This window comes from Paenibacillus sp. MMO-177 (assembly GCF_037147795.1).
In the GTDB taxonomy this organism is placed as follows: domain Bacteria; phylum Bacillota; class Bacilli; order Paenibacillales; family Paenibacillaceae; genus Pristimantibacillus.
Window position 1 is genome coordinate 92,461 of the sequence record NZ_JBBCUR010000007.1, and the last position, 22,114, is coordinate 114,574.

Sequence of the window (22,114 nt, forward strand, 5' to 3'; positions counted from 1 at the left end):
AGGCCATAAGGGACGAAAGGGGTTTAGTCTTCGCGGTACCACCCTGGTTCACCGGAATTCTCGCGAATCCGGTCTCAAGAGGCAGGTAGGATCCTGCCTGCTGCACGTTAACGTGTGCAATTCCGGTTGAGCCTACTCGGCTGAAGCTTCAGCTTTCGGTCAACAGCTCCGAGATGACCGCGTCCATCGCTTATGGCAAAGGTTCCACCAATCCCCCTGCTCTCTGGGCATAAGCCGCATGCCGCTATTTCTCTTCCACGCTTCTTTATGAAAATCATAAAACCCCTTTCTTCCACAGGCGCCAGCATACAGCTGAACTTGCCTAGGGACGAAAGGGGTTATCTTCGCGGTACCACCCTGGTTTACCGGCGTTGTTGCAAATCCGGTCTCATGAGATAAGCCTCTGCTTACCTGCTGCACGGTAACGTGTGCCAATCCGGTTGAGCCTACACAGCTGAATCTCAGCCTTCAGTCAACAGCTCCGAGATGACCTCATACAACGCTTAAGGCAAAGGTTTCAGCGTTCCCTCTGCTCTCTGGACATAAGCCGCCTGCATGTTATTCTCTTCTGCGCTTTTTGCTTTTGCACATCATAGCATATCAAAATCGGCTTTTCAATCCGTATTTTTCCCAATCGTATTGTTCTTGCCGTTTAGCGCTCTATGCAGAATCAGAAATATGACGATAGCAATCAGCGCTCCGCCAAGCGCCGACGTCATATCCTTCTGCGAATCAAACACATCGCCTTCAAGCCCGATATACTTGGCCGCCATCTTCTTGTTAAAGAGATAAGCCGACCACATTTCGAGCAGTTCGTATAATGCGCTCGCCGACATAATCATCGTAAAGGTCACGATATAGGCTGGCCATTTCCTGTGCAGCTTCAGAAAATATTGAACAGCCTCCCGTACGGGAAAGGCGATAAGCAGGCCAAAGGCAAAGTGGACAATCCGGTCGTAGAACCCTCTTTTGATATGAAAAAGCTGCTTCAGCCAATCATCTATCGGCGTATGCTGATACGTGTAATGCGCGGCATAAGCATGCATCGCCAGGAAGATTGCGATGAGCAGATACGATAAATTGCTGAGCGGAAACTTCCGGTACATCACAATCAGAACAATAACAAAGGCGACGAGAAGCGAATTTTCGACCGCCCATATTTTCCAGTCCGAGGGACGGATCGCCGCGATAATCCAAAGCGCGGTAAACACCGCAATTGTAATCTGCAGCAATCTATTCTGCTTGAACGGAATCAGATGGCTTCTCAACCATTTGGATATACCTGTCATAGGGGTACAACCTCTTTTTTTCATCAAGTTGAGGATTATCTTTCCCCAAATGGCACAGATTATATAGCAAAGAGGAGAGGGTCAGCCCTCTCCTCTACCAGAACCCGCTTGACTTTATCGAACGGCTTGCGAATGGGAAGCCTCTGCCACAACCTCTTCCCATAATTCCTCGGCGATTTGCTTCAGCAGCAAAGCCTCCTGCCAGCGGTCGGTTGTCTCGACCTCGCGGCCGTTCTCGACCACTCTTGTAATCGCGTAACCTGGAGGACCCAGCTCCGGAATAAAGGAGAGAATGTCGCCAGGCACGGCATTCGCATACCAATTGTGCATCCCTTTGCGCCACCAGCGTTTGAAATGCTTAACCATCGGATGATCACCGTTAACCATATCCACCTGAACTTGCTCTCCGTTGGAAATACGGCCGTGGATTCCGGCAGTCCGCTGAAGCAGCACGTCAAACTCGGCTTCCGAACGGTTGTGCGTACCGTCGAGCTCACCGCCAACAACGTAATGCGACAGATCGATAATGAGCTTTAACTGCGGCAAAGCCCGTACGTAATCGGTCGTCCGAAGCAGATCCTGCGTGATTCTTCCCCGGTGGGTTTCGATAAATTGCGGAATGCCCGCTTCCGAAGACGCCTCCAGAAGTCCCGCCAGCAATTGCACGGCTTCATCGCCAACAACAAAAGCATCCATGACCTGCGAATTGATGTATTGAACCCGGCCGAATTGTTTGGCGGCTTCAAGCGTATCCAGAATGTCCTTTACGTTCGCCGGAAAAGCAATCGTGCTGAAGCTGAACTGATGCTTATCCAGCAGACGGTGCCACTGCTCATATTCCTGCTCAGCCGGCATCGTTGCGCTAATGCCAGTAAAGCCGGCTTCCGCAATCTTCTCGAACTTCTCCTCCATCGTCCATTCCCGGCCGTTCTCGCCAAGACCAATCATCGCCCACCAGGACTGCTGGATTTCCATTCTTGGCGGACGCGAAGAACCGTCGTTCAGATGAAAGTTAGATGCCACTGCGAACACGCTCCCCTACTAGTAGTTGTTGTTCACTTCCTGACCGCTTACCATATCAATGACTGCCTGATACAGGTTAGGCGGATATTCCGCAATCCGGTGACATAAATACAAATACCACTCGCGGCCGTAAGGAACATAGATCCGGATCGGATTCCCCTCATCCCGAAGCCGTTTAGCCAAATCCGGACGGATGCCGTAGAGCATTTCAAGCTCAGCTTGAGCGCTTGTTAACCAGCCTTTTTCCCGTACGGCATTCATAATCGCGTCGTCATGGGTAGCGATGGATACCTGATGGCCATGCCGGATTGCGAATTCGACTAGATTCAAATAACGCTCATTCAGCTCGGGCGACCGTGCGAGCGACAGATGATTCGGTTCTTGATAAGCTCCTTTTACGATACGGATCCGGCCGGGCGAAGTCAGCGCCGCCAAATCCGCCGGCGTTCGGTGGAGATGCGCCTGCAAGGTAATGCCTATGCCGGAATACTCGGCCGCAGCCTGCTTATAGACGGATAATATATCATCCGTCTTCCCCGACTCTTCCATGCTGATAAACAGCTCAATCTCCGTTCCTTCCGCCTGCCCGGCCAGCTCGGTCAAGTTGGCGTACGCAAGCGATGGGCTTATCATCAACCCGATATGGGACAGATCAAACGACACCCGCCCCGGAAGTCCCGACTGCTTCAAATGCTGGATAAGCGCTTTCATCTCCGCCGCTGCTTGTTCGCACTCCTCGGCATCCGATGTGTTCTCGCCAATGTATTCGATAGAAAGAGAATAACCCCTTCTCGAAATCTCTTTTCCGGCTTCCAATCCTTCCGGAAGACTATCTCCCGCCACATACCTTAACGCTGACTGACGCAAAAGCCGATTAACAAGCGGGTTCTGCTCCACATAAGCTTTCAAATCCGAACGGCGCGCAATAGATTTCAAGGCCATAGTTAACTGTTGTTCCAATTTCAATTCCGAATGCTGATTCATGAGGCAATGCCACTCCCTTTTCCCGAACTTTCGTTTATTGTAAGAGATAAGGGAGTGACCGTATTGTATAAAATTGCTCTATCGCTACATCGATAACGCGTACTTCTGCGGGGTAGCTCCTACAATCTTGCTGAACGTGCGGGAGAAATGGCTTTGGTCATAAAATCCCGCTTCCGCCGCAATATCCGCTATCGCCCGCCGGTTCTTCATAAGCTCCGTCTTGGCATGATTGATCCGAAGCAGGTTCTGATAAGCATGGGGCGGCAGGTGACTTGATTCCTTAAACAACCGGATTAGATGGAATCTGCTGATATCCGTCATCTTCTCCAGTTCGTCCAGAGTAATCTTTTCCGTATAATGCTCATGCAGGTATTCTTTGACCAGGTTGACGTATTTACGGTCTTGTTTAGTCCTGCGGCGCTGATGCGCAAAATCGGAATCATTCCGGCTGACTACCGCTTCGATAAGCTCGATCAGCGAGGTTTCGATCTCAAGCGGTGAACTTTCCCCCGATATAGCTTCCATAGTCCGGTTGATACGGATCCGGCATGCCTTGTTCTTGCCCTCTTCCAGCAGAAAAGGAATATGGAGACGTTCAAGCTCCCGCTGCTTCAGCCCTTGAAGCCAATCCTGCTTGATAAACAGCATTTTGTAGCTCCAGTCTGCTCCTTCTTCCGGATGGCAGGCATGAAGCATCATGGGCGGAAAGCTGATCATGCGGCCTTCCTCTACCCGGTGCAGCGTTCCGTCACACCACGCTTGAGTCTCCCCGGTATCGATCAGACCTATGGAATACTCTTCATGGAAATGCTTCTGATAGGCAAAATCACTCTTCCAGCATCGCTTAGCCTCAAGAAACGGAAGCGCCTGATCCCGGTAAAATACGACATCCGGCATGGGTATTGAACACCTCCTTTAATCTAGCACTATTATATCAGCCTTTGCATGAAAAAGGACAATCCGGATGAATGCTGCTCCCGGATTGTCCCCGCTCAAACTCTAATTCTTGTAAAGGTTATACAGCATAACGGCAACTTCCGCCCTTGTTGTTGTCGCAAGAGGAGACAATTTGCTTCCCGACCCTTGAACGATGCCGTTCTTAACAAGGGTTGCGATGCTGTCCGCGGCATACGAGCTTACTTGATCGGCGTCCGCGTAACCGCTTATGTCAGCTGCGGTACCGTTCATCGCCGACAGCTTTTTAGCCGCAACCAGCGCTTTGGCTGTCAAGGTCATCATATCCTGTCTGCTGATGCTTGCGCGCGGATCAAAGCGGTTCTCGCCAATGCCGTTCGTAATGCCAAGCTTTTTCGCGATGCCTACCGCCCGGTAGTAATAATCGGTTGTTTGGACATCCGCAAAGTTCGAATCTGCTTCGGCTGTCAATCCCAGCGCGGATACAAGAAGCTGTATGAAATCAGCTCTCGTGATCGCCGCATTTGGCGAATAGGTCTGAGCCGATGTGCCTTTAATGATTCCTCTGGACGCCAGAGCTTCAATCTGTGCTTTAGCCCAAGGTACGGCAGTCAGGTCATTAAAGGTCTTGTGCATTAACGCAACAGCATACTTGCTGAAATGCGTCGTTGTAAACACCATAACGCCTGCTGCCTGATCATAATAACCGCTTGGCACTGGCTCTGTCATGCCGTCTTCCTTCACGTACAGGATGACGAGATGCTCCGGATTTTCGCCTGCCGCTGGCGTATACGGAATGGTTACACGGACTTGAACATCGTCATTATGGAAGCCAAGCGGCTTGTTGTCCGCCAGCAAATGAATATCAACAGCCGGCTTTCCTTGATCCACAGAGCTTGCAGTCCCGATATGAAGGGTTACGTTTTGGGCGGAACCAAGCTCCGCTGTCGTAAACATGCCTGCCGGAAGCGTTGCGGTGCCAAATGGCGTTTTTACCCGAATCTCTTGCGATTCTTCGAGCTGTCCGATCAAGCTGGCCGGAATTTGCTGCTCATACGCTTCCGCTCCCGCCACTTGCGTCAGCTCAATCTCTACTACCTTTCTGCCGTCCCGCATTACCGGGGCAAGCAACAATGCTTTTGTCAGTTCGGTGCTTGTTACGGAACCTTTCGCAACCTTGGTAGACAAGTCAATAACTCCGTTCACCGTAAGTCTTGCCAGATCCGATGTAACAACTGGCGTCAGACCATTGGACGAGCTGGAATTACCGCCGCTGCCGGAATTGCCTTGGCTGGATTTCGCAGGCACAACCACTGCAATAGAAGCTGTATCCGCTGTCGTATTATCCGACGTTCTCGTTACGCGAAGCACCAGATGAACCGTGATTTCAGCTGCTGGCGGCGTAATATCGCCATTTGTTCCAATCACTTCGTTGTCTGAAGACTGGATGGCAATCGTGAATCCTGCAGGTACTCCCGGCAGCGTCAGCGTTCTAGCGTCCTTTGCCGGAGCCGTAATGGAAGTAATTCCGTTTGCCACTTCTTGCGCCGTGCTTTCGACTGGCCCTTCTTCCGATTTCGCCGGTACGACCACAGAGATGGAAACCGTATCCGCTGTCGTATTATCCGACGTTCTCGTTACGCGAAGCACCAGATTAACCGTGGTTTCTGCTGGTGGCGGCGTAATTATGCCGTCTGTTCCGATCACTTCATTGTCCGAGGACTGGATAGCAATCGTGAACCCTGCAGGTACTTCCGGCAGCGTCAGCGCTGTTGCATCCTTCGCCGGAGCCGTAATGGAGGTAATGCCATCCGCTACTTCTTGCGCCGTGCTTTCGACTGGCCCTTCTTCCGATTTCGCCGGTACAACCACTGCAATGGAAGCCGTATCCGCTGTCGTATTATCCGACGATCTTGTTACGCGAAGCACCAGATTAACCGTTGTTTCTGCCGCTGGCGGCGTAATAACGCCATCCGTTCCAATCACATCATTGTCCGAGGACAGGATGGAAACGGAATAACCGGCAGGTACTCCAGGCAACGCCAGCGTCGTGGCATCCTTCGCCGGAGCCGTAATCGCCGTAATGCCATCCGCGATTTCTTTCGCCGTGCGGGCAATCGTGACATTTTGCGCAGCGGACAATGCCGACTCCATGCCTGTTCCGTCAATCACGCCAACCTTGTAGAAATAGGTATGCTCGGAAGGCAGGCTGCTGTCGGTGTACGTGCCGGCCGTGCCGCTGTACACTTTCGTGAATGTTCCGTCTTCGCTGTCCGATCGGTACAGGTTATAGCCAAGCGCACCGGTCGTTTTGTTCCAGGCCAGCTTCACGCTGGTCGAAGATGCCGCTGTTGCCGTAAGGCCCATTGTAGAATCCGCAGCCGGCGTCAAATCCGGATCCACGATCAGGATCCAGCTGATCATCGGATCTTGCGCCGCCGTATTTCTAACCGTGATGTTCAGCGTTCCGTTTGTTGCGTTTACGCCTGTAAATGCCATCGTATTGCTTGGCGTAAAGGTAATGGCGCCTTTATTCTCGTCATTCAGGAGCAGATTGGCCTTTCTGCTCGTATTGGTCCACGGATCGTTAAAGCCCAGATAAACATCATACGATCCGTTCTCCAGGGTGAACTGATAAGCAAGGTCCGTACCCTTCGGAGAGTTGGTTACGTTGCCGCCGTTCAAGTAACGAACCGTTGAGAAGATATCCCCGTCAGCCGAGCCGGAAGGCATCGAATCCTTCCCAAGATAGCCCCAAGGCGTTGCATCGGCCGGATTGTAGGCTTGCTCGATTACCGTTTTGTTCGCCAGTGTGTCCTGCATGTAAGAAGCGAGCAGCTTGTAATCGGATGTCGCGTAACCGCCTGCGTTTACGAAATACAGCGCATTGTCCGGCACGACGTACATTTTGACGCTCTGCACCTTATTGTAGTACTCCGGCAGCGTCATTTGAACCGTAATCGGACCCGGTTTGGCGAAGTCCGCCGCTGTAAGAGCATGCGAATTAATGGACCAGGTTACGGGCGTCGATACGGTTCCCGTTTTGCCCAAGACGTCAACCTGGCTCGGCAAGCTAGGCACTTCTCCAAGCTTAACCGCTTCAGGGAACTTGGTGGTCACATTGACTTGTCCCATTGCATTCAGCAGGTCCGGTGTCCAGCTCGCATACCATTTAATCGCAATATCGGTTCCCATTCCGAATTCGATTGGCAGGAATACATATTTGGCTCCGTCATTGGCAAAGTTGCCGCCGTTCCAAATATCGCCTACGTAAATAAATTTGCCGTTCTCCGGATCAACCGGAATCACATACGTCGATTGCGTATTAAAAGCTTTCGTCGGGTCCGGGTCGCTGGCCGACGTACGGACGAACGGATCCTGCATCGGAGCCCATGGTCCAAAGATATGATCGGCTACCGTGTATTTGTTCTGGTTGGCAGACCAGCCTGTTGCACCGGAAGTAATTAAGTAATAATGGCCGTTATATTTGAACATGGCCGGCGCTTCGCGTTGAGCTCCCGGGAATACCCGCACATAGTCGACGCCGTTTACGCCTTTGTACGATGTATCGCGTACGGCGTTTCCGTTCTCGTCCACGTTGCCGTCTTTATGCCAGCCGGTTACATCGAGATAATCCGGCATCAGCTTGGAGATGTAGATCGTCAGGTTCTCTTCGCTCGAATAAATCAGATACGCGGTTCCGTCATCGTCCTTGAAGAGGTTCATATCCCGCGCCATACCCGGGTTGCCCGGCTGGTAGTCGATCTCGCCTGCAGGAGCCTGATCCATCCGGTAGCTTCGCTGGTAGACGAACGGTCCGGTTGGCGAATCGCTTATGGCCACGCCCGCTTGAGCTTTGCCGTAGTTGGCGTTGTTGTTGTAAGGATCCTTATCGCCGTCGATATGAGCCCACATAACGTATTTCTTCGTTTCATCGTTATATATGACTTTCGGACGTTCAACAATTCGTCCTTTACGGATATCCGCCCAGATGTTAACGGTATCCGTTCTTCCTTCATACAGCTTGGAGATAAGAGGGTCATTCGTAAAATCATCCATCGAATTGATCAACGTAAGAGCCATGCCCTCGTCTTTCCAGTTCATGAGGTCAGTGGAAGAATACACTCGGACGCCTGCAGCCGGCCAACCGCCTTTGTGGTATTCCCCATACCAGTAATACTTCTTCGTTTTCTCGTCGTACATCATGCCTGCGCCATGAGCATCGATCGGATTGCCCGTCGTATCTGCCCATAAAGCGCCGGGTGTTAAGGATGTACGCAACGCACTCACTCCAAGCAAATCGGATAAGGCGGAGGAAACGCCGTCTGCAACTGCGCTAATCGTGTAGAAGTAACCCGTACCTTGCGTTAATCCGGTATTGGTGAAGGTCGTATCCGCACCGTTATACACTTCGGTAAAAGTTCCCGCGGCACTCGCTGCTCTCTTAACGGAATAAGTAACGGCTGATCCCGGCAATGCATCCCAGGTCAGCGTAACCGAAGAATCCGTTGTGGACGCGGCCTTGAAGTTAGCGGGAGCATCAAACGCATACGTTGTTGCTTGAACGGATGCAGGAGGAGATTCGCCATAGGCATTGTACGCGGTTATTTGATACTTGTATGCCTTGTTGGCTGTCAGGCCCGTTGCCTGGAAGCTTAAAGAGGTCCCGTCGTAAATGTTCTCATAAGATGTGCCGCCATTCGAAGACTGGTACACCTTGTAGCCGCTTGCCTTGGCAACGGCCGCCCAGCTCAGATTGATTTTCGACGAGTTAACCGCCGCCGCGGTCTGACTGGTTGGCGCAGCCGGCGCTACTCCTATGGTCTTCACCTTAAATTCCGGCGACCACTGGGACTCGGTAAGTCCCCCGTACAAATAAGCGATCTTGTAATAATAATCCGTATCCGAGCTCAAACCTGTGTCCGAATAGCTGGTTGAGGTTGTAGAACCCACATAACTGTAACCGCTTCCGGAAGTTGTGGAACGGTAAACGTTATAGCTGCTTGCTCCGTTTACCGCATCCCATTTCAAGGAAACGGAGGAGCTGGTCTTCGTATCCGATTGAATGACGGTCGAATTGGCTGCCGGGATATCCGTAACCATAACGTCATCCACTTGAACCGACTGCCATTTATTGCGGATGCCGATCTTCCCGCTCGCAAACGTTGTATCGACTGCATCGAACAGAAGCTTATCCTTTCCGTTCTCCACGATATAGGCTTTGATTGAGCTGCCGATAAGCACAAGCTTCAGCGTATACCAGGTATTCTTGCTGAGCGTGTAAGCGGTAGCTCCCTTAATCGTTGCATCCGTGTTATTGACCCGTTTGGTCAAGGTAAGCCCAGTTGCAGCCTGCATCTGGAAATAATAAAAGTTTTTATAGTCTTGGACGCGGGCCAGAATGCCCGGATATGCGCCGCCGGCTCCCGTATAGAACCGCATGGAAACCGTGGAATCCGTCCAGTTATCTCCCGTCGTAATAATACCTTCGCCCGTATCGGTCTGGCTAAGCACTTTATTGCTGGCGTCAGCCGGATCGGCTGCTACCGTCCATGTACCGGAAGTAACCGTCCATTCCGGATCTGCCGTATAATTCCCGTCCGTAAAATGATCTTGAAAATCGATAGCCGAAGCTGCCGAAACCTTGGGGATCGGCGTAAAGTTGAACAATGAAACACCCAGCGACAGCATTAAAAGCCAAACAATCGGTTTTTTCCGCACCTTCTTTTCGCTCCTTTGGATAGATTAGAGTACGATCAAACGCGGATGTTACTGGCAAAGCTTGCGAGCTCCCTCCTTTTTGTTTCGGTAACCGGTTTCATGAAACCCGTTACATTATTGATATAAAAATATGAAATCCAGCGAGACTTCTCCAGAGAATAAAGAAGAAAGCGGTTTCATTGCACCAATTGTACTGCGTTCTCCATCAATTGGCAACCAACTTTCTTCTTATCTCACTTTCGTTTAGCCGATATTTTTGTCAAAACTTGTTGGATTTCAAAAATTCCAAATCCTATTAACGCAAATAAAGCATAAGCGGCTGGAGCTTCATCGCCTTTAATTCCTCATAGACCAATCTCGCGATCTCGATCCCGCCAAGCTGCTGGAAATGCGTATTATCCTCCGTGCCGTCCGGAAAGTTCATAAATTCCCCCGGGGCCAGCCACATGAACAGCTTCTTGCTTTCTTCCGGGCCTAACGCTTCAAACAAGGCTTTGCTTGCCTTCGCCAAATCGATTAAAGGTACTTCCTCTTCGGCCGCCAGTTCCCTGACCGCTGTTAAATAATCCCCGTGAGTATCCCTTAGCGTTCCGTCCTCCTCAAAGAAACGGCGCTGCACGGACGTGACCAGAACCGGAATCGCCTTGCGTTCCCTCGCTCCGTCGATATAGGTCTTCAGTGTCTGCTTGTAAGTGGTAAATGGCTCCGTATAACGCTCCTCGTCAAACTTCTGATCGTTATGGCCGAACTGGATTAGCAAATAATCGTAAGGCTTTATGCGGCTCCAGATTTGATCCAGCACGCCTTCGCCGATGAAGCTTTTGGAGCTTCGGCCGGATAAGGCATAATTCGCAACAGCCGCGTCCTGCTTGACGAACATCGGAAGCATCTGCCCCCAGCCCGCGTACGGATAACCGTCATCAGGCTGGTCGGTAACCGTCGAATCTCCCGCCAGGAAAATCGTGCAGGCTTGCGGCGCCGGCTCCACCTCCATTGCGTTAATGCGAGGCGCAAGCCCGGAGAATGAGAGCTTCAACTGCCCGCCGGTTACCCATACCGAAAAGCTAATCCGGGAGAAGCTGCCCGGAGCTGTCCGCTGCTTATGCACCATTAGGCGTCCCTGACCGGCTTTGATCGTTGTTTCGGTCTCGGCGATTTCATCGCCCAGCAGGACAGAGACGCGGTAAATGCCGTCCTCTGTATCGAGCAAAAAAGCCGTATCGAGCGGGATGCAGAAATCTCTGCGCAAGGCTCCCGGTTCGCCGCGGTCCTTCGCATTGATCCGGTCCGTCCGGGTAAAGCCGTGTCCCGTAAAGGAATCATAGACGGATTGCGGCGTAATCTTCGTATAACCTTCGGCTGGGGTGCCTGTGCCAAAATCAAATCGATAGTTTCGCGTCATTTCGTTTCTAGCTCCTCTGCTTTATTTCTCCGCCGGGATACAAGGTTGAGCTGGACAGCCGTTTGGGCTGCGGCAGCGGAGAACCGCTTACGCATTCGCTAAGCTTCACTTGCTTGCTTGAATAAATCGAGGCCGTATCATGCGTATAAATAATGACCTGCTCCGTGCCGCTTCCCCATAAGTCCGCATGGACGGCATATCCTTCGGAAGGAAATTCCATCACCGTATTCATAGAGCCGTCATACAAGGCTGGGAATACGCCGCCTCCGCGCCGGTAAGCCAGAATGTAGTCCAGTGCATCCTCCGTCCAGCCCCTTAACGGTTCAATGATGGTCAGCCAGCCCGGCGTCTTCCGGTCTTCCTTCCACAGCTCCTTGCCTTCGCTGTCAAGCAGGAACAAGGCATCCTTGCCAACCTGCCCTTTACCGTCATCCTCCCGGACAAGCCGGTCCAGCCCGGCAATCTGCAAGCCCGGAAGATCGGTCCGGAACCGGCCCAGCGCGATATGCTGCGATTCAACGGACCCCTCATAACGCCACAGCTCCTTGCCATACCGGTCATACATAACCGTCACGCTGCCTCCGATAACGAGCTCGGGCTCCCCGTCTCCGTTCACATCGCCAACCCAGATGCAGTCGGCATGGTCGTCCAGATCATGGCAGCTCCACAGCAGCTTGCCGTCATGATCAAGCAGATCATAGCCGGCCATGACTTCATCCCTTCCGTCGCCATCCAAATCGTACACCCACGGGAAATGACCCGGATTCCCCTCATGCGTCCATAACAGCTTGAAATTGCGGTCCAGCGCCCACAGCCGGTGATAACGGTCCTTCAAAATAAGATCTCCGGCAAACGTGCCACCCGTCAGGTTTGCGACAATAATGCAGTCATGGGCATGCGGATCGGGCAGTTCTTGAGTCGATCGAACCGAGCCGTCATGCCCGTTAAGGATATGCAGCCTGTCGTTCATGACGCAAAGCACTTCAAGCCTGCCATCCCCGTCGATATCCGCAATCTGCGCCGGATAATCCGAGCCTTGGCGTCCCGCTCCGGGATCCGGCTTGCCGGTCTGCCACAGCAGATGGCCCTCGAGATCATAGGCGGTAAGGCATTGCACCTGATGGGGTATATAACGGACATCCTGACGGTTATCGGGTTGTACCAGCAGCAGCTCCATACGGCCGTCGCCGTTCAGATCGCCAAGCAAAACTTTGCAGTGTGGCCCCGCAGCTTGCAGATCTATGGTTCCAAGAAGAAAAGGTTCCGTCGTGGATACAGAAGACATCCTTGTCCCTCCTAAAAAGAATGATCACCCAAACAGCCTGAAGGCTGTCTGTGATGATTCTTGCTTCGAAAGCTTAAACTTAAAGAATGATCACCCAAACAGCCTGAAGGCTGTCTGTGATGATTCTTGCTTCGTAAGCTTAAGCTTAAAGAATGATCACCCAAACAGCCTGAAGGCTGTCTGTGATGATTCTTGCTTCGTAAGCATAAGCCTAAAAAGATTTTATTTATTCAGGTTGACCTGCTGTCCGCCTTTCACTTCCACCGTCTCGCCGTCAACCTTCAGCCACACGCTGATCGCGGAAGGATTGTAGACAAAGCTAAGGTCAGCCGCAAACTTCAGCCCCTCGAAGGCTTTTACGTAATCTACAAGCTCTATATTCGTGCAATACCAGATCGCCGGATTACCTCCGATGAATTGTCCGAACTGTTCCATCAGCTCCCAATTGTTGTCGCTGTCAAATTCGTAGCTGTGGCCCCACACGTACATCAGGTACAAGTACTGCGACTTGTGAAGGCCTGCGAATTCCTCCGCATGCTTCATCAGATCCCGGTTATGATGGCAGGTCGGCGCCCACTCGTGCCAGTCATCCGGCATGCCGTAATGTCCCGTGCTGGGAACAACCCTCGCATACTCGATGCCAAGACCGGGCAGCAGCTCCTTGATTCTATTGTTATAGGACCCGTTCGGGTAAGACATTCCGCGGACCGTGCGGCCGACAATCCACTCCAGATTGCGCCGATCCTCCATAATCTCATAGACGATCTGCTCATTCGGGCAGCGGGCAATCGTTGGATGAGTCAGCGTATGAGCCGATACTTCATGCCCGGCATACAGCGTCCTGACTTCATCGGCACCAATGCGGTCGTGCGTTCCAAGCAGACCGGAATTAAGATGGAATGTACCTTTCAGCCCGTACCGGTTAAAAATATCGACCAGCCGCCGGTCGGCGTACCTGCCGTCATCGTAGCTAAGCGTCAACGCCTTATGCCTTCCTGCCGGAAAACACATTACAACCGCCATTGCTTTAACCTCCCGTTTCTATCGCAAGTTTCCCTCACGGGGCGAATACCTGTAAATTTGCGTATTCCGCAATAAGCGGGGCCATCTGGCGAAAGCCCAGCTTACCTTTCCCCAGCAGCGGCCCATAGGTAGAGCCGTCATCCTTCCAACTGAACAACAACAGATCATTAACGGCAAATTGCACATAAGGCCCCTGCTTCAGCAGCTGCATTCGGTATGGCCCCTCCGCATCCGCCGCATCCGGGATCGGATCCGCCCCTTGCGCAACGAGGTGAAAGCCGTAGCTTTTCCGCAAATTGCACGTATGGAACCGTCTTTCCTCCGCATGGCGCCTGCGGAAATAGGACACATGGAACGCATTAATGTCCCCGTGATGATACTGATCGTAAATCCCGCTGCGACTGGCTAAGCCGGAATCAAACAAATCCTGTCCTTCCATTCCCGCCGCGCAGAAAAATAGAATAGCCAGCCCCGGCTCGCGTACCGGCCAGAAATCCCACGTGACAACGAGATCCGGCGGGAATTGCTCCGGGCACCATAACACTAGATTGGCTGCCTGCCCCTCTTCCGGGTCCCGCCTGCTTTCAATACGCATGCGCCCCATCGGGAAGGTAACGGATGCGTCGCCTTCCATCCGGAAATCCGATACGTCCTCAGCCGAACACAGCGGGTTGTTGTACACCATTCTCCATCCGGCCGGAATCAGCATGCTTTTCGTCATCGTCAAGTCAACTCCTGTAGAGGTTTCTCCTGAAGCTTCGGCAGATGGTCTGCGATCAGCTCCAGGGCGATAATCGTATTCAGCGACCATTGGGCGGCTTCATTCGTATTCATCCAGTCAATCTCCTGCAGAACGTCCACATGAGCAACCGTCGAGGCCTCCTCCTGAAGATTCACGGCCGCAAACGGATTGCCAAGCAATATGTCCCAGCATTGCCGGGCCGTTGCTTCATCCTTTGTGTAATAAGCTCCGTATGCAACAATCGCCGCGCTGAGCACCGGATGCTCGAAATGCGTTGTGCTGATCTCGCCCTTCGTCAGCTTATCCTTCTCTTCCTGCGTCTTGTTGTAATAAACGCCAAACTCCGCGAGCATCTCTTCCCATTCCGGATCCTTCAGCATGCCGGCCAGCTCGAACCATACCTGCGGTCCTCCCATGCAAATCGCAAGATGCCGGCCCCAGTTATCGTCGCCCATCGGAGTTAAAATCCCCGTCTTTGGATCATAGCCGTAGGTCGGACCTGAAATAAGCCGGTAATTGGCTCCTTTGATACTGTTAATGCCGACCAAAATTTTATCCCGGTAAGCCGCGCTCTCGTAACGCTCCCATTGCGTCATCCAGTTCGAGCTGAAGGCCGCCCAGTCCGGTCCAACCCGGATATGGGTCGGATGCTCGTCTTTCGGAAAATAATACCGCATCGGGTCAAGATTAACGGTTGTAAAATCCGAGTCTTTCGTTTCGTTCATCATATCGCCGATCCGCTCATCAGCCGTCAGATAATAAAAGTAACGGTGAAGGCCGGCCATGCCGATTCTCGCTTCCTTGCAGCCGCAGCCCCAATGGACGACGTTATGGCGCGAGCCAAGACCGGCATATTCGCCGAAATGATAGACGTCTACCTCGCTTGTATGCCGGGTCATCGCTTCGGCCATCCGGAAGATGTCTTCCCGGCCCGATCGAAGGAACATGATCCACAGCCACATGTTCGGCGCAAGCTCCGTGTTCTGCCAGGCGCATCCGCCCAAATCATAATTCCAGACATGCCGGACCGGATCGTAGCTGTGCATGTAATCGCCGTAATCCCATAATCCGTACCATTTGCGCTGCTCGACTTCCTGCTGGTAAAAAGCAATAATGCCGTCCAGCCTCGCTTCAAGCTGCCGCTTCTCTTCGGTCGAATGATCCGGCAGACTCCAAATTCCGAAAGCTCCCGCTTCATGGTAATAGGACGGCTCGCATACAAGCAGGGACGGATTGTCCGTTTCCCGCCGCATCAACTCCAGCAACTCAGGCCCCGGCGTTTCCTCCGTGCACCAGAGCGTCAGTTCATTCGTGTTGGCGATGCCGTATGGAGTTGCGCGCAGCTCCTCCGCCCCTTCATAGGACGATTCCACATGGGTCTTCGTGTCGTAATGCCTCATGTCCATCGGCTCGCCTTCCGGCGTCCATAACCATGCGGTAAACGAAGCCTTGTCTCCTGATGCCCCATGAATCTCAAAGCCCGACGGATGCTTTCTCCAGAAATGTCGCAGCCCGCAAGCAAGTCCACCCCCTTCGCCGCCAACAAAAGCGAGCCCTCCCGCCCGGTGGCCATCCGTGACCTTTACCCAGCTGCAGCCTTCCCCGGTTCTTTTCCAAATCCGGTAATGCTCGGACGATTGCTGCATAAGCTTGAAGCCGTCCCAAGTCGCCGAGTCATCCAGCAAACCAAGGAAATACGCATCCTCCGAAGGATCAAAACCGACTTTGCTGCCGGCGGTCTGCCGTTCGAACAGCTCCCGGTATTTCCCTTTTGTCCTGCGGGTATGGAGCGTCTTAGGCGATTCTGCGAATAGTCCGCTGTCTCCCGAGAAACGGATATGACGGTTATAGTGCTCGCCTCTCATCGGCACGGCAAAGCGAATGCCAAGCCCCTTAATAAAATCCTCGTTCGGGTTGCCGTCATAGAAGAACGTATGCACGACCCGGATCGTCTCAAGACCCGCATACAGATAGAGCCTCATGGAAAAAGGAAGCCACTCCCGCGAACCCGCGGCTGCGCGGTGCCTGCCGTCGATTTTAACAACAGCCCGGACGGGACCCTCCTGCTCAATAGTTAACCGGTGGACCCGGCTTTCAAACGGTTCCTGCCTGACCGTTCGGACGCCGGATACCTCGCTTGCTCTCTCTCTTATGCAAACAAGCTCTCCGCCGCTGCATAACTCCACCCCATTCCGGGTAATGCCGCGCAGCCAGCTGCTTCCATGCTTGCCAAGCGTACAAACGATGATACCGGTATCCAGCTGAACCGTATCATCCGTCTCCGTCACTTTAACCGTTAAAGGGGCAGCTGCCGCTTCCCCTTTCGTCAAGGTGTAAGATTCCGCGCCGCAGTCAGCGCTTACCGCTGCGTGTGCGGACCATTTTACGCTTCCGTCCGGCCAATAAGCCGTCGCCCAGTGCTGCATCGGAACAGGCTCGCCCAAGCTGGTTGTCAGGCGCAACGCCTCGTCCCGCTTAAGCTCGCCTTCCTTCCACGGAATTCCCCAAGTCATCCCGACCGGCATTGCATTCTGATTTGGCGACAAGCTGTGCAATTGAATCGTAGCAGCCATTATCCTCATCTCCTTCGTCGTTTGGCCCCATTGTAAAAGCTGCTGGATTAACGCTCAATGAGACAATATTGCGGAAGGGCCATAAGACGGTTTGCACATTATTGCGCCGTTTGCACGATCTTGCTTACAGGTGCTGGCTCTGCTCTCTGTAGCTGGTTGGCGTCATGCCCTCCAGCTTCTTGAAAATCCGGTTGAAATAGCTGTGCTGATAACCGACCTGCTCGGCTACGTCATTGATTTTTAATTCCGATTCCCGCAGCAGCTCTTTGGCTTTCTCGATTCTAAGCTCGGTCAGATAGTCGATGAAATTTTTTCCGGTCACCACTTTAAACGACTTGCTCAAATAAAAAGGATTGGTCCCGATATGCTCCGCGCAGTTATCCAGCGAAATATCCTGCCTGTAATGCTGCTGCATATAGATCATCGCCGCTTCAATCAGCCGTTTAACCTCGGAGCCCGCCCGGCAGGACAGCTCCTTCTGGTATGGAGCCAGTACCTTATCCCCGAACCAAGCCAGCATTCGCTTCGGCTCGCGAATTTGGGACAGCTGTTCATACAGATTAACGCCCTTGAACAGCCTGTTCGGATTAACCCCGGATACCATAATGACATGCTGGATATTGCCAAGCAGATGAAGCATTCCCTGCTGCACGTCGATTTCCTTGGCTCCGGCGCAGGATAACGCTCCAACAAACGAGCTAAGCAGTTCGCTTGCCTCTTCTTCCTTGCCCGTGCGGAGTGCCTGAATAAGCTCCCGCTCCAAGTTAAAAGGGTACTGCGGCTCCGCCCAAGCCTCGCCGCCCAACACGCCCTGCTCCATATCGATAATCTGGTTGGCATTATCGCAATTGCGGTAGCTGACCGCCTGCTTGACCCGCTCGAACTCATTCGGCAGATCGGAAATAGAAGCAGTCTGGCGGCTAACCGCAAGGGTCACCCTCATCCGCAGAATCCGGTTCACCGAAGTCGTCAGCTCCTCGCTGAAAGCTTCAACCGCCTGTTTATACGAGGCGCCTTCGGGGATAAAGAGCATGATTCCTGCCGTAAGATCATGAAAGTTCAGCGTGTCGCTTTGCTCGAAATGCTTGGACGCCAGCTCTTTCATCATATTAACGGCCGCAAACGTAACCAGCCCTTCGTCTCCGCTGCGGAACTTTTCGTCCATGTTTGCGATACCGTTCAGCTGAATGAACAAGACGGCGAAATGGCGGCCTTGCACCTCCCATTTGAATCTTTCCATGCGGCGCTGCAAATCTTCTTCCGAATAAGCATACAAATGCCCCTGAAGCAGCTGATGCAGGAAGCTTTCCTTCACATGCGGGAGCTGCTCCGCCAGCTTCGAATTCAGCTCAAGCCGCTCCTTATGAAGATGCTGATATTGCTGCTCGATAAGCGCAAACTCATCCTCCTTGCCCGTCCATGCCGCTCCGCCCGAATACCCTCCAAACAGATTAGCAAGCCGTTTCACCGGCGAATAAATCCGGTGGGAAGCGAGCCAGGATAACAAAGCCGCCAGCAGCAAGGCGATCAGACTTACCGTAATAACAAGCTTGGAGATAAACATAACCGGCGCGATGATGCTGTTGATCGGAGAGGCCGAGACGTACAGCCATTCATCCGAGATCCGCGACAAGCTGCCGTAAGACACGGTGTAGGTTGAACCCTTCCAGTCGAAGAAAAAGGAGCCTTTCTCCGACTTCATGCCATTGATCTTCTCGCGGAGCGCTTCCACAAACGAATCGTTGGAAGCGCTTCCGCTTGCGGAAACAAAAAGATCTCCAGATTTCTGCTGCAGGAAAGCTTCGCCTTCGTAATACGGGGTCATCGTCTGAAGCAGACTGGCAATCTTGTCGCTGTCAAACCGGAAGACCAGCACGCCAAACGGATTTGGACTTCCGCCCGGAATATGGTGGACGAGCGTCAAGTCCTTCTGCTCCGGATGATCGGAGTCAAACGACCACTCGGTCCAATAAGTCAGGTTTTTACCGTGTATCAGTTTGCTGTATAGGCTTAAATCCTGCTGATCCTGCAGCGGCGTATATTCGGGATTAAACAAGATCTGACTCTTCCCGCCAACAAAGAGCTCGGCTTTCTTGACCAAAGCATTCGAGCCTTGCATGGCGATCAACGTCTTTGTTATATCGTCGGTTCTCTTGAAATCGCGGACAAAATCAAGTCCGTTTAAGCTATAGTCGAATTTGTTGTCGAATGCCCAATGGGAAAGCAGAAGCTCAAGGTTGCTTAACTGATCATCCATTTGCTCGGAACGTTGTTCAATCTGCTGGTAGTGAAGCTGCAGCAGCTCGCTTTCTACCCGGCCGCCGGCCATCCAATAGATAAGTCCCCCGATAATAAGTCCGGGAATGCCGGAAACGATGAAAATCATAATTAAGCTTTTTCTAAAAAAGCGTCCATTGCCGGAATCCGTGCGGCTCCGCCAAATTTTCTTTCCATGGCGCATCCTATTCCCCCATTCCTTTCGGTTATAAATTTGACCTTATAATAGATTCCAATATAAGGGAAGCATGAAAATCAGACTATTTTGTGCGAAATTCAGAGTTTTTTTCGGTCATGCCAAAGCACCCATCCTCCCGAAGGAATTTTTGATGGGTGCTAAAAGCCTGCTTATTTTATTTCGCGGAGGCAGTGTACAGCTCGTTCATTTCTTTCACCAGATCGTCGCCGCCCGATTTCTTCCATGTCTCGAAGGCCGCCATCAGCCCCGCTTCATCGGTTTGACCGACGATAAACTTGATGCGCGCATCGTTGATGATGTTATCCAGCTGCTGGCCCTTCTGCGAGTAAACGTCGGAGATAAACGGCTCAGCCGAGTTGGCAACAATGTATTGCTCGGCTTCCTTCTGAATTTCCGTCGTTTGCAGACGAAGCGGCGTTTGCTGCACGACGCGCCCGCGGCCTGCCGGGATAAACGGCAGCATCTGGTTAAGGCCTTCCACCTCGGATTCCAGCAGGGCAGCATCCTTGGTAGGCACGATAAACTCTCCGTCCAGCGTATAATGCTTGCCCTCAATACCATATCCGGCTAGTGTCGTCAGATCGTCATCATTCATTTGATCCAAGAATTTAAGCACGCGCTTCAGCTCTTCTTCCGTCTTGACCGTCCCTTTCGGAATCGCCAGCAAGCCTGCGAAGCCCGATGTCGGCAACGCCTTCAGCTTACCGTCCGCTCCCGTTACGCCAATCATATTGTCCATATATTGGGCGTCCGGATTATCTTTGTTTTCCTTGGCGAGCGCCGCGTGAATCTTATCCTCAATCCGTCCAGCCGTATCCGTTACGTCAACGATAACGCCGGCCTGGCCGTTAACGATCGGATCTACCCATTTCGCGGAATCGAATACCGCAAAATCCTGATTGATCAGCTTCTCGTCGTACAGCTTTTTCATAAATTTAAGAGCTTCCAAATATTCTGGCGTCTGATGCTCCGGCACCAGCTTGCCGTCTACAACTCCCCATTTGTTTGGCGCGCCGAACCACAGCTTGATCGTATCGAAGGCACTTGCCCAGCCGCCGGTCCATTTTACAAGCACCATGCCGTACGTATCGTCCTTGCCGTTCTTGTCCGGATCCTTCTCCTTAAACGCCTTCAGCATGTTATAGAAATCATCGACCGTCTTCGGCGGCTGAAGGCCAACCGCTTCCAGCCAATCCTTGCGGTAGACAATCCCGTTGCGGCCAAGGGCGCGTCCGCGGTAGATGCCGTAGTTCTTGCCATCGATGGAGGAGTTGTTCATAATGACCTCGTTCGCCTGGCTAAGGTTCGGATAGTCCTTCAGATAAGGGCCAAGCTCCCAGAAAGCGCCTGAACGAACCGCATTTACAAAGCTTGGATCCTTCGAGCTTGGTACGTATATAATTTCGGGAAGCTTCGTTGAAGCAAGAGTAATGTTGAATTTATCGCCGTAGGAGGCGTTAGGCACCCATTCCAGATGAATGTTCGTATTGGTCTTCTTCTCGATCTCCGTCACAACGGGACCGTCATCTTTAGGAAAGTTCGTCTTGAAGATAGGCAGCATGATGCTGATGTCCAGCGGCTTCTCGGCGGCCGCCTCGTTTGTGGCTGCGGAGGTTGCCGTCGCGCCTGCCGATTGTTCCGGCTTAGCCGTTTCTTCTTTATTGCCGCTGCAACCGGCAATCGCTGTCATGGCCAATGTTCCGAGAGCTGCCGTTGCTACCCATTTTTGCGTCTTTTTGTTCATCTTTACTGATGCCTCCCTTTAATTAAATACTATATCGCAATCCGTATTACCCCTTGACCGAACCGATCAAGACCCCTTTGGCGAAATGCTTCTGAAGGAACGGATAGACGAGCAGAATCGGAATGGTGCCAATAACGATAACGGCCATCTTGATCGATTGATCCGGCGGTGCGACAAAGTTTGGATCCATCGAATTAATGTCGCCGGCGGCTGTCTGAGAGAGCAGTACGATTTGTCTGAGCATAACCTGCAGCGGCCATTTCTGCGGATCGTTGATGTAGAGCAGGGCGGAATAGAAGTTGTTCCAATGCCCTACCGCATAAAACAACGTGAAGGTCGCAAGCACCGGCATCGAAAGCGGCAGGACGATTTTCCACAGCAGCCCCAGCTCAGTGCAGCCGTCAATTCTGGCCGCTTCCTCCAGCTCGGCGGGCAGCTCCTGGAAGAAGTTTTTCACGATAATCAAGTTAAAAGCGCTGATCGCGCCGGGAAGCATCAAGGCCCAAAAGGAATCAAGCAAATGAAGATCGCGGACAACCAGGTAAGTTGGAATAAGTCCTCCGCCGAACAGCATCGAGAATACGATCAGGTTAAGTACCGTATTTCGCCCCATCAGATTACGCTTCGACAAGGCGTAAGCCATCGTCACCGTAAAGAACAGATTCACCGCCGTGCCCACTACCGTTACATAGAGAGAAACTTTAATGCTTTGCAGAATCGTATCGGTCGAGAAAATAAACTGGTAAGCCGCGGTGGTGAACGTCTTCGGAATGAGGAACACGGCTCTCTTCGTTAATTCCGCATCCGATGCGAAGGATCCCGCTATGATGTAGATAAAAGGCAGCACGGCCAGCAGGCTGATGACGCTCAGCAAGATTACGTTCGTTATATCGAACGCGGTCCCGGACGCGCTTCTATATTGTTTTGCCACGCGTGA

13 protein-coding genes are annotated in these 22,114 nt (G+C 52.4%); all 13 read right to left on the reverse strand.

Going from position 1 to position 22,114, the window contains the following annotated elements; all coding sequences use genetic code 11:
• Positions 1 to 614: 614 nt before the first annotated feature.
• The 13 genes from WFK81_RS22475 to WFK81_RS22535 all read right to left on the reverse strand — a co-directional run bounded on the left by WFK81_RS22475 (position 615) and on the right by WFK81_RS22535 (position 22,108).
• Entirely contained in the window at positions 615 to 1,289 is a 675-nt protein-coding gene (locus tag WFK81_RS22475; protein WP_336788616.1) for a DUF2238 domain-containing protein, read from the reverse strand.
• Positions 1,290 to 1,403: 114 nt separating this feature from the next.
• On the reverse strand, positions 1,404 to 2,312 hold the full coding sequence (locus WFK81_RS22480) for a sugar phosphate isomerase/epimerase family protein (RefSeq protein WP_336788617.1): 909 nt from the start codon (positions 2,310 to 2,312) through the stop codon (positions 1,404 to 1,406).
• Between the two features lie 18 nt (positions 2,313 to 2,330).
• Positions 2,331 to 3,296, reverse strand: coding sequence for a proline dehydrogenase family protein (locus WFK81_RS22485; RefSeq protein WP_336788618.1), 966 nt, complete (start codon positions 3,294 to 3,296; stop codon positions 2,331 to 2,333).
• 84 nt (positions 3,297 to 3,380) lie between these two features.
• Positions 3,381 to 4,193, reverse strand: a complete 813-nt coding sequence (locus tag WFK81_RS22490; RefSeq protein ID WP_336788619.1) for a helix-turn-helix transcriptional regulator — start codon at positions 4,191 to 4,193, stop codon at positions 3,381 to 3,383.
• 102 nt (positions 4,194 to 4,295) lie between these two features.
• Complete coding sequence (locus WFK81_RS22495) at positions 4,296 to 9,932, reverse strand: S-layer homology domain-containing protein (protein WP_336788620.1); 5,637 nt, start codon at positions 9,930 to 9,932, stop codon at positions 4,296 to 4,298.
• A gap of 295 nt (positions 9,933 to 10,227) precedes the next feature.
• Positions 10,228 to 11,334, reverse strand: coding sequence for a rhamnogalacturonan acetylesterase (locus tag WFK81_RS22500; RefSeq protein ID WP_336788621.1), 1,107 nt, complete (start codon positions 11,332 to 11,334; stop codon positions 10,228 to 10,230).
• A gap of 7 nt (positions 11,335 to 11,341) precedes the next feature.
• Positions 11,342 to 12,619: an FG-GAP-like repeat-containing protein gene (locus tag WFK81_RS22505; protein ID WP_336788622.1), complete on the reverse strand. Its 1,278-nt coding sequence runs from the start codon at positions 12,617 to 12,619 to the stop codon at positions 11,342 to 11,344.
• Between the two features lie 222 nt (positions 12,620 to 12,841).
• Positions 12,842 to 13,642: a polysaccharide deacetylase family protein gene (locus WFK81_RS22510; protein ID WP_336788624.1), complete on the reverse strand. Its 801-nt coding sequence runs from the start codon at positions 13,640 to 13,642 to the stop codon at positions 12,842 to 12,844.
• A 34-nt stretch (positions 13,643 to 13,676) separates the two neighbouring features.
• Positions 13,677 to 14,363 (reverse strand): YesU family protein, encoded by a 687-nt coding sequence (locus WFK81_RS22515; RefSeq protein ID WP_336788625.1) that lies wholly within the window; start codon positions 14,361 to 14,363, stop codon positions 13,677 to 13,679.
• Between the two features lie 2 nt (positions 14,364 to 14,365).
• Positions 14,366 to 16,957 (reverse strand): exo-rhamnogalacturonan lyase family protein, encoded by a 2,592-nt coding sequence (locus WFK81_RS22520; protein ID WP_336788626.1) that lies wholly within the window; start codon positions 16,955 to 16,957, stop codon positions 14,366 to 14,368.
• A 124-nt stretch (positions 16,958 to 17,081) separates the two neighbouring features.
• Entirely contained in the window at positions 17,082 to 19,343 is a 2,262-nt protein-coding gene (locus WFK81_RS22525) for an AraC family transcriptional regulator (RefSeq protein WP_336788628.1), read from the reverse strand.
• Between the two features lie 244 nt (positions 19,344 to 19,587).
• Entirely contained in the window at positions 19,588 to 21,177 is a 1,590-nt protein-coding gene (locus WFK81_RS22530; RefSeq protein WP_336788630.1) for an extracellular solute-binding protein, read from the reverse strand.
• Positions 21,178 to 21,223: 46 nt separating this feature from the next.
• Complete coding sequence (locus WFK81_RS22535) at positions 21,224 to 22,108, reverse strand: carbohydrate ABC transporter permease (RefSeq protein ID WP_201001937.1); 885 nt, start codon at positions 22,106 to 22,108, stop codon at positions 21,224 to 21,226.
• Positions 22,109 to 22,114 lie beyond the last annotated feature (6 nt).